The organism is Paenibacillus sp. B01, from assembly GCF_009649995.1.
Classification (GTDB): domain Bacteria; phylum Bacillota; class Bacilli; order Paenibacillales; family Paenibacillaceae; genus Paenibacillus_O; species Paenibacillus_O pasadenensis.
Window position 1 is genome coordinate 1,286,853 of record NZ_CP045802.1, and the last position, 12,399, is coordinate 1,299,251.

The window sequence follows — 12,399 nt, forward strand, 5'->3', positions numbered from 1 at the left end:
AATGTGCCTTGGATGAGCGAGAGCGGCGCCGGAATGGGAAATCCAAGGCACAAATGTGCCTTGGATGGGCGGGAACGCGCCGGAATGAGAAATCCAAGGCACAAATGTGCCTTGGATGGGCGGGAGAGGCGTCGGAAAAGGAAATCCAAGGCACAAATGTGCCTTGGATGGGCGAGAGCGGCGCCTGTATGGGAAATCCAAGGCACAAATGTGCCTTGGATGGGCGGGAACGCGCCCCGCCCCGCGCCCCGATCAGCGCTTCATGCGCGGGTCGAGCACGTCGCGCAGGCCGTCGCCGATCAGGTTGAAGCCGAGCACGGTGAGCATGATCGCAAGGCCGGGGAAGAGCACCGTCCACGGCGCCTTTTGGATGAGCTGGCGCGAGTCGGACAGCATCTTGCCCCACTCCGGATCCGGCGGCTGCGCGCCGAGGCCGAGGAAGCCGAGCGCCGCGGCCTCGATGATCGCGGTCGCGATGCCGAGCGTGCCCTGCACGATGATCGGCCCGAGGCTGTTGGGCAGGATATGCTGCAGCAGGATGCGCGAGCTCTTCATGCCGAGCGAGCGCGCGGCGACGATGTACTCCTCCTCGCGCAGGCTGAGCACCTTCGCCCGCACGAGCCGGCCGAACACCGGCACGTTGACGATGGCGATCGCGAGCAGCGCGTTCTGCAGCGACGGCCCGAGCGCGGCGACGATGGCGATCGCCAGCAGGATGCCGGGGAACGCGAGCAGGATGTCGAACAGGCGCGAGATGATCGCGTCCCACCAGCGGCCGTAGTACCCGGCGAGGATGCCGAGCATCGTGCCGGCGACGATCGAGCCGGCCACTGACGAGACGCCGACCCACAGGGAAATGCGGGCGCCGTGGATGAGCCGGGAGAGGATGTCCCGCCCCAGGTCGTCGGTGCCGAGCCAGTGCTCCCCGCCCGGAGGCTGGAGCCGGTTCATCAGCTCCTGCTCCTTGTAGTCGTAGGGGGCGATCACCGGAGCGAGCGCGGCCACGAGGATGAAAAAGACAATGATGCCGAGCCCCGCCATCGCCATGCGATTGCGGCGGAAGCTGCGCCAGGCGTCCCGCCACGGGGACGACGCCTCTTCCGGCTTGGGCAGCGGGACGGGCAGGCGCACAGCCGGTTGCGACACGGATACCCCTCCTACTTGTAGCTGATGCGCGGATCGACTGCCGCGTAGAGCAGGTCGACCAGCAGATTGATGAGGACGAAGAGGAACGCGATGATCAGGATGCCGGACTGGATGACCGGATAGTCGCGCGAGCTGATCGCGTCGAAGATGTAACGCCCGATGCCCGGCCAGGCGAAGATCGTCTCGGTCAGCACCGCGCCGCCGAGCAGCAGGCCGAACTGCAGGCCGATGACGGTCAGCACCGGGATGAAGGCGTTGCGCAGCGCATGCTTGTAGATGAGCGCGAGCTGCGACAGTCCTTTGGCCTTGGCGGTGCGGATGTAGTCGGAGCGCATCACCTCCAGCATGCTCGAGCGCGTCATGCGCGCAATGATCGCCATCGGGATCGTGCCGAGCGCGACGCCCGGCAGGACCAGATGCTTGAGCACGGTGCCGAACTGGTCGAACCGTCCGGCGACGAGCGTGTCGATCAGGTACAGGCCGGTGACGGCGTCGACCGGGTCGCGCGGATTCGCGCGGCCGATCGACGGCAGCCATTTGAGCTCCAGCGCGAAGATCCACTGCTCCATCAGGCCGAGCCAGAAGATCGGCATCGACACGCCGACGAGGGCGATCAGCATGCTGGCATAGTCGAACCAGGAGTTCTGCCGCCAGGCGCTGACGATGCCGGCGTTGACGCCAACGACAATCGCGAACAGCATCGCGAACGCCGTCAGCTCCAGCGTCGCCGCCAGGTACGGCCCGATCTCGGTGGCGATCGGCTCCTTGCTGCGGATTGACTTGCCGAGGTCGCCGCTCAGCAGCTTGCCGAGATAGTCGCCGTACTGGACGTACAGCGGCTCGTCGAGCTTCAGCTCCTGACGGAGCGCTTCCTTCGATTGCGGGCTGGCCTTTTCCCCGAGGATGACCTCAGCCGGATCGCCGGGGATGGCCCGGATGATCATGAACACGATGACCGTCATGCCGAGCAGCACGGGGACGAGCATCAGCAGGCGGCGAATCGCATAGTTCAGCATATCGGCCTACTCGAAATAGACTTCGCTGTACGGCTCCCCGCCGGTCGGCGACGGCACGTAGCCCTTGAGATTCGCCTTGCCCGCCAGCAGCGGCGTCGAGTGCACGAGCGGAATCCACGGCGCGTCCTGCTTGATCAGCACCTGCGCCTGCTTGTACAGCTCCTCGCGCTTGGCCGGATCCGTCTCGGCCTGGCCTTCGCTCAGCAGCTTGTTCACTTCTTCATTGGAATAGAAGCTGTAGTTGTTGCTGCCGATCGTATCCTTGTGCAGCAGCGTGAACAGGAAGTTGTCCGGATCGCCGTTGTCGCCGTTCCAGCCGAGCATGAACAGGTCGTCCTTCTCGCCATCCTTCGCGTCGTCGAGATAGGTCGCCCACTCCGGCGATTCGATGCGCGTCTTGACGCCGATCTTGGCGAAGTCGGCCTGGATCGCTTCGGCCACCTTCTTGCCGTCCGGCATGTACGGGCGCGCGACCGGCATGGCGTAGAACACCATCTCCTCCGGCAGGCCGTTCGGGTAGCCGGCGTCGGCGAGCAGCTGCTTCGCCTTTTCGAGATCGTACGGATAATCCTTGACGTCCGCGTTCCAGCCGAGCGTGCTCGGCGGCATCGGGTTGACCGCCGCTTCAGCGAGGCCGGCGTAGAAGGCGCTGATGATGCCTTCCTTGTTGACGGCGTGGCTGAGGGCGACGCGCACCTTCGGATCGTCGAACGGCTTTTTCTTCAGGTTGAAGCCGACGTAGCCGACGTTGAACGACGGACGCTCGATCCTCTGCAGCTCGGCGTTGCTCTCCAGCGTGCCGAGGTCGTCCGGGTTGACGCCCTCCATCAGGTCGATCTCGCCGTTCTGCAGCGCCGTCAGGCGAGCCGAGTTGTCCGGGATGACGGTGATGATGACGCGCGCCAGCTTCGGCAGGCCGGACTGCCAGTAGTTCGGATTCTTCTCGACCGTGATCGACTCGCTGCGCTTCCACTCCTTGAAGACGAACGGCCCGGTGCCGACCGGCTCGCTCTTGAACTTGTCCTTCTTCTCCTCGACCGCCTTGGGCGACGCGATGCCGAACGACGGCATGGCGATGTTCTGCAGGAACGGCGCCTGCGGCTTGTTCAGCGTGAACTGCACGGTGGCCGGATCGATCGCCTTCACTTCCTTGATGACGCGCGACCCTTCCGGACCGAACATCGAGTCGTAATAGTAGAACGAGTCGCCCTCGTACTTGTTCGGGCTGTTCGGATCGCTCCAGCGGTTGAAGTTGAAGACGACGGCGTCGGCGTTGAAGTCGGTGCCGTCATGGAACTTGACGCCTTGGCGCAGCTTGAACGTGTAGGTGAGGCCGTCGTCCGACACCTCATAGCTCTCGGCGAGCGCAGGCTGGACCTCGGTCGTGCCCGGTTTGTAGGACAGCAGCCCTTCGAAAATCTGCTCCGTCACCTTGGTCGATTCGCCGTCGGTGACGATGGCCGGATCGAGCGCGGCGGAGTCTCCGCCGCGAGCGACGATGAGCGTGTCCTGGGAGCTGGCCGCTCCATCGGACGGAGCCGTGCTCGTGGTCGGCGCCGGGCTGCCGGTCGCGCCGCCGTTTTGTGCCGCAGGCGCATTGCTGTTGCCGCTGCAGCCGGCGAAGGCGAGCGTCGCGGCGAGCAGCATCGCCGTGGTGGAAGTCCATTTGGTGCCTTTGATGATGGTCAAGATCGATTCCTCCCCTTGTCGTTGGTTGATGCCGAGTGTGGTCTATGCCTTGCTGTATGATGTTGAAATCTCTGCCTTCGAGCCTCAAGGATAGAGATGACAAGCCGTTCCATGTCCCTCGCCGTCGATCTTCAGCGGAGGCCGCTGCGAGCGGCAGACGTCCATCGCGACCGGGCAGCGCGTGTGGAACACGCAGCCCTCCGGCACGTTCGCGGGGCTGGGCACGTCGCCCTGCAGCACGATCCGCTCGGCGGCCGCGCCGGGCACCGGGCTGGGAGCCGCGGACAGCAGCGCCTTGGTGTACGGATGCCGGGGCTCCCGGTACAGGCCGCGCTTGTCCGCGATCTCCACGACCCGGCCGAGGTACATGACCGCGACCCGGTCGCAAAAATGCTTCACGACGCTCAGGTCATGGGCGATGAACACGTACGTCAGCCCCATCTGCTCCCGCAGGTCCTGCATCAGGTTGAGGATCTGCGACTGGATCGACACGTCGAGCGCGGATACCGGCTCGTCGGCGACGATCAGCTTGGGCTCCAGCATGAGCGCCCGCGCGATCGCGACGCGCTGCCGCTGGCCGCCCGAGAACTGATGCGGATACCGGTCGAGCTGCCAGGCGCTGAGGCCGACCGTCTCCATCGTACGGGCGACCCGCTCGCGGCGCTCCGCCGCGCTGCCGATGCCGTGCACGATCAGCGGCTCCTCGAGGATCTTGCCGATGCGGTGCCGCGGGTTGAGCGAGGCGAACGGATCCTGGAAAATCATCTGCATGTCCCGGCGCTTGCGCCGCAGCGCCTCGTCCTTCAAGGCAAGGAAGTCTTCGCCGTCGAAACGGACCCGTCCGCTCGTCGGCTCCAGCAGCCGCAGCAGCGAGCGGCCGGTCGTCGACTTGCCGCAGCCGCTCTCCCCGACGATGCCGAACGATTCGCCGCGCCGGACCTGGAAGCTCACGCCGTCGACGGCCTTCACATGGCCGGATACCCGCTGCAACAGGCCGCTGCGGATCGGGAAATGGGTGCGGAGCTCCTCGACTTCGAGCAGCGCTTCGGCCTGCGGGGTTGTTTCGATCTTCGACGCCGCGTTCAATTCGCCACCTCCTGGGCCGTGTTCAGCCAGCAGCGCGAGCGATGGGCCGGCCGGGCGCCCGCGATCAGCTCCGGCAGCTGCTCGCCGCAGATCGGCATCGCATGCTCGCAGCGCGGGGCGAAGCGGCAGCCCTGGGCGATCGCGCCGGGCCGCGGAACCTGGCCGGGGATCGAGTACAGCCGTTCGCGCTCCTCGTCCAGACGCGGGATGGAGCGGATCAGTCCTTGCGTGTACGGATGGCGCGGGTCCGTCAGAATATCGTGGACGGAGCCTTCCTCGACGATCTTGCCGGCGTACATGACGACGACCCGCTCGCATAGCTCGGCGACGACGCCGAGATCGTGGGTGATCATCATGATCGCCGTGCCCGTCTCGCGATTGAGCGTTTTCATCAGGTCGAGGATCTGGGCCTGGATCGTCACGTCGAGCGCTGTCGTCGGCTCGTCGGCAATGAGCAGCTCCGGCTCGCAGCAAAGCGCGATGGCGATCATGACGCGCTGGCGCATGCCGCCGGACAGCTGATGCGGATAAGCTTTGGCGACGCCCTCGGCGCGGGGGATGCCGACCTTGCGCAGCATCTCGACCGCCTTCGCTGCGGCATCCTTGCGCCCTACCGGACGGTGGACGCGCAGCGTCTCGCCGATCTGCTCGCCGATCGTCAGCAGCGGGTTGAGCGAGGTCATCGGCTCCTGGAAAATCATCGAGATTTCGTTGCCGCGCACCTGCTTCATGCGCTTTTCCTTGGCGCGGAGCAGATCCTCGCCCTTGAAGCGGATCGATCCGCCCGCATAGCGGGCAAGCGGCTCGGGCAGCAGCCGCATGATCGACAGGGAGGTGACGCTTTTGCCGCAGCCGGATTCTCCGACGATGCCGACAATCTCGCCGGAGCGGATCGTCAGGTCGATCCCGTCCACGGCCGGCAGCTCTCCGCGATCGGTGGCGAAGTGCGTATGCAGGTCTGTCAATTCCAGCAGGCTCGGTGCCATGCCATCTCTCCCTCATGACGTTTTGGATGTTATTTACTTTAATGCGTTGATGCATCATGAAAGCAATGCGTTGATTTAATTTCTTTTTTTGAGAAATAAAGGAGGACAACGGCAAAGCTGCAAGAAAATACGTCATATTTCGTGACACTGATTGTAAATCAAAAGCTGTGTGTTCGTAAATAGTGAATAAATACTCATTATTACAGATATTTATTTGTTTTAATTGATATGGAAGCGCTTCATTTGAGCAAGAGGAAGAGGCTTTAGTCCCATTTATGGATGCCAATGCTAGATGGAGTTAGGTTTATTGACGTAGTTTAAAAGGGTAAAATATTCAAACTATTCAGTCGGATTTGCGGATGAAAGATCGAGTTTACGTTAAAAAGGTTATTTTCTTATGCAAAATGAATCCTATTTTCGATGCAAAAGAGGTTGGCCGATCCTGGACTACCGGTTGAAACGGGAATAAGCTTCAGCTTTCGCTGAAGCTGAAGCGGATTCGGAGCGGGGCGGCCAAGTTCCAATTCTATTCCCGGTCGTAATTTCCCGGTCCGAAAAAGGGCCGCGCTTGCGGCATCCTTTTCCTCAAGCGCGGCCTCCTTCATCTCGGGGCACCCGCAGCATTCGGATAGCGAGCTCGCCTGCGAGCAGCAGGAAGGCGATGTTGGCGTAAAGCGCGGCCGCATAGCCGGCGGCATAGGGCAGTTCAAGCAAGCCCGTAAACAAGCCGGTGAACAGATGCAGCGTCATGTTGTTGAAGCAAAAGGCATAGCTGCGGATCATCAGCCGCTTGTGGGCGGCCAGCCGCCGCTTGCGGGCGCGAAGGATGGCGAGCAGCGTGATCGCCGGCCACAGCATGTTGAGCAGGTTGAACGGGACGCTGGCCCATTTGCCTCCGGTCGCATACGGCGCCATGTAGCCTGAAGTTAAGCAGACGAGGAAGACGCAGATGAAATAGAGATAGCCGTTCCAGCGGTGCAGGTTCAGGCGGCGCGGCGTGCGGCGGCCGGCCGGAGCGAAGCCGAGCAGGCCGCAAGCGGTCGCCGCGCAGGCGGCGGCGATGTGGACCTGCAGCACGGCCAGCCATGAGCCGAGCTTGTCCGGCCCTTGTCCGGGCGGCTTGAGCGCCAGAAAGCCGGCCGCCTGCGGGTCGGCCAGATAGGATTTGTAGAGCACATAGGCGACGGCGGCGGCAGCGGCTGCAGCCAGCCACCGGAGAGCGGCTTTCGAGGACATGGAAGGACTCGCTTTCTTGTCGTTATGATGGCCATTGTATCATGGCGCCATGCCCGCAGGTTGACCCTTTTCGTTCACAGGCGTATAGTTGTTGTGACAACTAATGAACAGGACAGAAAGAAGGAAAGCCACCATGCATGCATCGGAAGACTTGACTCATCCTCGATCTGGTCCGGCGTCCGGCGCCGGTCTGGACGATTCGATCGGATTTTTGCTTGGAGCGGCTTACCGAAAGGTGAGCCTGACGCTGCTGCAGCAGCTGCGCGACTGGGATATTACGCCGGAACAGTGGTCGATGCTCGCTCGAATCTGCGAGCGCGGAGGCCGGATCCAGAGGGAGCTTGGCGAGCTGACCGGAAAAGACAAGCCGACGACGACGCGCATTCTGGAGCTGCTTGAGGCAAAGGGACTGATCGTCAAGCAGCCCGATCCGAAGGATCGGCGCTCGCAGCGGATCCATGCGACGGCTCAGGGCGAGCGATTGCTGGCGGAGACCAGGCCGGTCGAGCGTAAGGCGCTCGACATCGGCCTCCGCGCGCTGACGGAGGAAGATCGGGCGCAGCTGCGGCAGCTGCTGCAGCGCATCGTGCAGCCGCCGGCATCGTCCTTGGCCGAGGCGCAGGAGGAAGCCGATGAGCGCTGAGCCGCTGACGCTGCGCAAGGAGCCGTTATGGACACGCTCGTTCATCGTGCTGACGCTCGGAGCGTTCCTCATGTTCCTTTGCCTGCAAATGCTCATGTCGCCGCTCCCCTCGTATGTCGAAGAGCGCTTCGCGCCGGGACCGTTCGTCATCAGCCTCGTGACGAGCCTGTTCGCGCTCGCGGCAATCGCCGCCCGCTTCGCGACGGCGTGGATGCTCGGCCGCATCTCGCGCAACATCGTGCTGTTCGCGGGCTTGGCTGTATCCGCGCTGGCGACGCTCGGCTTTTCCGCCGTTTCGGGCATCGAAGCGCTATTGGCGCTGCGCGTGCTGTTCGGCATCGGCTTCGGCATGGCCAGCACCGTGCTGCCGACGCTGGTGACCGGCATCATTCCGCCGCGGCGGATGGGGGAGGGGGTCGGCTACTTCGGCCTTTCCAGCAGCATGGCCATGTCGCTCGGTCCGATGATCGGCCTGTCGATCATGGACGGCCTCGGCTTCCGCGCGCTGTCGCTTGCGGGAGCGGCGTCCTCGCTCGTCATCATTCCGCTGCTGCTCGTTTTTCGAGCCATCCCGCCGGTCCGGGTCAGAGTGCCTGCTGCGGCAATCGGAGGCACGGCCGCGGAGAGGGCGAGCGTCGGCTCGGCAGCGGCAGGAGCGCGCGAGGAGCTCGGGCGCAGCGAGGCGGGGCCAGCTTGGCTGCCCGCGCTGCTGAATACGCTGATGGCGGTTACCTATGGCGGCCTGCTGAGCTACCTGGTGCTGTTCGGACGGGAAATGGGCTTGCCGAATATCGGCCTTTTCTTTCTGCTGAACGCCGTCGCCATCCTGCTCGTGCGGCCGATCGCCGGCCGGCTGTTCGACCGCTTCGGGCATCTCGCGGTGCTGCCCGCGGCCTCGCTGCTGCTGATGGGCGGCCTGCTGCTGCTCAGCTGGTCCGATACGACCGGGCTGCTGCTGCTCTCGGCGCTGCTGTACGGACTCGGCTTCGGCTCGATTCAGCCGACCGCGCAGGCGTGGATGCTGCGCAGCATGCCGGTTGCCCGCCAGGCGTCGGCGAACAGCTTGTTCTACAACTCGACCGACCTCGGCGTCGCGGTCGGCTCGATGCTGCTCGGCGCCGTCGCGGCCGCGACCGGTTATGCGGTCATGTACCGCTGGGCGGCGCTGTCGATGGCGCTGCTCCTCGCCGTTTATGGCGCGGGGCTGGCCTTGGGCCGCCGCCGGGCGCGCCGCGCTTAGCAGGAGGAGCCGGCGGAAGGCGGGGCTGGGTGAGCCGACGGAGGCACGCGGCAGCCGGTGCTGGATGAGCCGACGGAGGTACGCGTCAGGTGGAGCTGGATGATCCGGTCGTAGGGAGGCGGAAAGGCGGAGCCGAATGAGCCGACGGAGGCACGCGGCAGCCGGTGCTGGATGAGCCGACGGAGGCACGGATCCTGAGTAGGCGATGCTAGGAGATGCGCTGCTCCGCTGGGTGTGCCACTGAGTGGCGGCGGCGCAGCGTGGTGTTCTAGAAGGGAAGGGATGAGCTGAGCTATGCTCGGCTTCGTCCCTTTTTCTTTTCCTGTAAGTTGCGCGGAAAAACCGAGTAACTGGACTCGAACAGGTGACCGGACGTAGGAGTAACGCGGAAAAACCGAGTAACTGGGCTCGAAGAGGGTGCGGAGCAGGGGAGTTGCGCGGAAAGACCGAGTAACTGGGCTCCGAAGTGAGCGACCAGTGGGCAATAAGTCGAAAGAATCGGGTTACTGGGCACCGAGGTGAGCGTTCCGTCGGCGATAGCCCGAAAAAATCGGGTTGCAGGCACCTGAGAGAGCGAATCTAAGGCTGCAACCCGAAAAAGTCGGGTTCCAGGCGTGCGAGAGGGCGAATCTAAGGCTGCAACCCGAAAAAGTCGGGTTGCAGGCATCCGAGAGAGCGGATCAGAGGCTGCAACCCGAAAAAAATCGGGTTGCAGTCGCCCGAAGGAAGCTCGATCCGCAGCGCCGCCAGCGAGAGCGGACGCGGACGAGAGCTCTCCCGAAGAGGCCCCACGGCAGAATTCGCTCTAGCGCGGAGAAGCAGGCTGGCGTATAATGGCATCAACTCAACTTGTCTGACAACCTGACCAATTAACGGAGAGGTGCACTCATGAAAGTTTCCCTGTTCATCACCTGCCTGAGCGATGCGATCTATCCCCGGGTCGGCGAAGCGATGGCGCGCATTCTGGCGCGGCAAGGCGTCAAGCTGGACTTTCCCAAAGTCCAGACCTGCTGCGGGCAGCCGGCGTACAACAGCGGCTATTGGGACGAGGCGCGCAAGACCGCCCGCACGATCCTCGCCGCGTTCCGGGACAGCGACTTCGTCGTCTCGCCGTCCGGCTCCTGCACGTACATGGTCCATCACTACGAGGAGCTGTTCAAGGACGAGCCGGAGGCGCTGCGCGAGGCGCGGGAGCTCCGCTCCAAAACATACGAGTTCACTCAGTTCCTCGTGCAGGTGCTCGGCGTGACCGACATCGGGGCGCGCTTCCCGCATAAGGTGACCTACCATCCGTCCTGCCACGGCAGCCGTCTGCTCGGCGTCAAGGAGGAGCCGCTCGAGCTGCTGCGCGGCGTCGATGGGCTGCAGCTCGTGCCGCTGCCTTTCGCCGAGGATTGCTGCGGGTTCGGCGGCACGTTCGCGGTCAAGATGGCGGATATCTCCGGCGCGATGGTGACGGAAAAGGCCGACCATGTGAAAGAGACGGAAGCCGAGGTGCTCGTCGGCCTCGACATGGCCTGCCTGATGAACATCGCCGGCAACCTGCGCCGCCGGGGCGAGCCGGTTCGCGTGCTGCATCTGGCGGAGCTGCTGGAGGAAGGAGCGAGAGTCGGATGATCAAGGAGCAGGCCAAGCCCGCGCAGCCGGACACGGTGCGCGAGCGGGCTGGACTGGCGCTGAACGACGAGTTCCTGCGCCAGGCGGTCAAGTTCACGACCGAGCGGCTGCGCTCGGGCAAAAAGGCGGCGTCCGAGGCGCATGGCCATTGGGACGAATGGCGCGAGCAAGGGCGGCAGATCCGGCTGCATACGATCGCGCATCTGGACTACTACTTGAACCTGTTCGCGGACAACGCGCGGGCGAACGGAGTCCATGTGCATTTCGCGTCGACCGCCGAGGAGGCGGTGTCGCTGTCGCTCGCGATCGCGGAGTCGGCCGGAGCGCGCTCGGTCGTCAAGTCCAAGTCGATGGTCACCGAGGAGCTCCATCTGAACCATGCGCTGGAGTCGATCGGCGTCGAGGCGGTGGAGACGGACCTCGGCGAGTACATCATCCAGCTGGCGGGCGAGACGCCGTCGCATATCATCATCCCGGCGATCCACAAGAACCGCTACCAGATCGCCGAGCTGCTGTCGGCCGAGGCGGGCGAGACGCTGCCGCCGGATACGACGATCCTCGCGGGCTTCGTGCGGCGCAAGCTGCGCGAGAAGTTCCTCGAGGCGGACATCGGCATGACCGGCTGCAACTTCGCGATTGCGGAGACGGGGTCGATGGTGCTTTTTGAAAATGAAGGCAACGCCCGCATGGTGTCGACCGTGCCGAAAACGCAGATCACCCTCATGGGCATGGAGCGGATCATCCCCTCCTGGGAGGATCTCGAAACGATGGCGACGCTGCTGCCGCGCTCGGCCACCGGCCAGCGGCTGACCGTCTACATGTCGGGCATCACGGGGCCGAAGCGCGCGGACGACGCCGACGGTCCGGAGGAGATGCACCTCATCATCCTCGACAACGGGCGCTCCAACCAGCTCGGCGACCCGGAATTCCAGGAGCTGCTCAACTGCATCCGCTGCGGGGCTTGCCTGAACGCTTGCCCGGTGTACCGCCACATCGGCGGCCATGCCTACGGCGGCACGTACAGCGGACCGATCGGAGCGGTGCTGACGCCGGCGCTCAAGAGCAACGTCGCCGAGTGGGACGACATCGCGAGCGCATCGAGCCTGTGCGGCGCCTGCTATGAGGCGTGTCCGGTCAAGATCCCGCTGCATGACATGCTCGTGTCGCTGCGGCGGCGCAAGGTCGAGGCCGGCCGCGCCGATGCGCTTGAGACGCTGGGCATGAAAGGCTTCGGAGCGGTCGCCGGCCGCGCCGGCCTCATGGGCGCGGCGCTTGGAGCGGGACGGCTCGGCCAGCGGCTCGTCGCCCGCGGCGGGGAGATTCGGCTGCGGCTCGGGCCGCTCAAGGGCTGGAACAAGTATCGCGTGACGCCGACGCTGGCGAAGCAGCCTTTCCGCAAGCGGTGGAGCACGCTGGAGCAGGAGCTGACGGGAGAGCTGCGGGAGATGGACCCGGCGGTGAAAAAACGGCTGGAGGAGCTCGCGCGCCGGGGCGGGCGCAAAGGAGGAGACTCGCATGGGTGAGGACATGAAGCGGCAGCAAGCTAGCGCCGCAGGCGGCGCGAGCGTCGGAGCCGGCCGGGCGGTGGAGGCGGCCGCTCAATCTGCTGCGTCGACTCGCGAAAGCGCGGCGCCGCCGGAAGCGGCAACTCAAGCGGCCGCATCGGCTGGCCAGAGCGAGTCGGCGCAAGCCGAGCCGCCCGGCGGCACGCCGTCGGAGGCGGCCGCGAGCCGGCGCGAA

At 64.5% G+C, this 12,399-nt stretch carries 10 protein-coding genes; 4 read left to right on the top strand and 6 right to left on the bottom strand.

From position 1 onward, the window contains the following. Positions 1-252 precede the first annotated feature (252 nt). From GE073_RS05650 to GE073_RS05675, 6 genes are all read right to left on the bottom strand, one after another. Positions 253-1,146 (bottom strand): ABC transporter permease, encoded by an 894-nt coding sequence (locus tag GE073_RS05650; RefSeq protein ID WP_153782988.1) that lies wholly within the window; start codon positions 1,144-1,146, stop codon positions 253-255. 11 nt (positions 1,147-1,157) lie between these two features. Next, on the bottom strand, positions 1,158-2,162 hold the full coding sequence (locus GE073_RS05655; RefSeq protein WP_153782989.1) for an ABC transporter permease: 1,005 nt from the start codon (positions 2,160-2,162) through the stop codon (positions 1,158-1,160). A 6-nt stretch (positions 2,163-2,168) separates the two neighbouring features. After that, entirely contained in the window at positions 2,169-3,809 is a 1,641-nt protein-coding gene (locus GE073_RS05660; protein ID WP_101809427.1) for an ABC transporter substrate-binding protein, read from the bottom strand. Positions 3,810-3,935: 126 nt separating this feature from the next. Beyond that, positions 3,936-4,937, bottom strand: coding sequence for an ABC transporter ATP-binding protein (locus GE073_RS05665; RefSeq protein ID WP_228551303.1), 1,002 nt, complete (start codon positions 4,935-4,937; stop codon positions 3,936-3,938). Continuing rightward, complete coding sequence (locus GE073_RS05670; protein WP_153782990.1) at positions 4,934-5,923, bottom strand: ABC transporter ATP-binding protein; 990 nt, start codon at positions 5,921-5,923, stop codon at positions 4,934-4,936. The genes GE073_RS05665 and GE073_RS05670 overlap by 4 nt, the downstream gene beginning before the upstream one ends. A gap of 585 nt (positions 5,924-6,508) precedes the next feature. Continuing rightward, positions 6,509-7,159 (bottom strand): DUF2306 domain-containing protein, encoded by a 651-nt coding sequence (locus GE073_RS05675; protein ID WP_153782991.1) that lies wholly within the window; start codon positions 7,157-7,159, stop codon positions 6,509-6,511. Between the two features lie 133 nt (positions 7,160-7,292). On the opposite strand from GE073_RS05675, the gene GE073_RS05680 reads away from it, so the two are divergent. From GE073_RS05680 to GE073_RS05695, 4 genes are all read left to right on the top strand, one after another. After that, on the top strand, positions 7,293-7,802 hold the full coding sequence (locus GE073_RS05680; protein ID WP_153782992.1) for a MarR family winged helix-turn-helix transcriptional regulator: 510 nt from the start codon (positions 7,293-7,295) through the stop codon (positions 7,800-7,802). Continuing rightward, complete coding sequence (locus tag GE073_RS05685) at positions 7,792-9,042, top strand: MFS transporter (protein WP_153782993.1); 1,251 nt, start codon at positions 7,792-7,794, stop codon at positions 9,040-9,042. Before GE073_RS05680 ends, GE073_RS05685 begins: the two co-directional genes overlap by 11 nt. 888 nt (positions 9,043-9,930) lie before the next feature. Then, on the top strand, positions 9,931-10,659 hold the full coding sequence (locus tag GE073_RS05690) for a (Fe-S)-binding protein (protein WP_028597852.1): 729 nt from the start codon (positions 9,931-9,933) through the stop codon (positions 10,657-10,659). Continuing rightward, entirely contained in the window at positions 10,656-12,182 is a 1,527-nt protein-coding gene (locus tag GE073_RS05695; protein ID WP_153782994.1) for a LutB/LldF family L-lactate oxidation iron-sulfur protein, read from the top strand. Before GE073_RS05690 ends, GE073_RS05695 begins: the two co-directional genes overlap by 4 nt. Positions 12,183-12,399 lie beyond the last annotated feature (217 nt).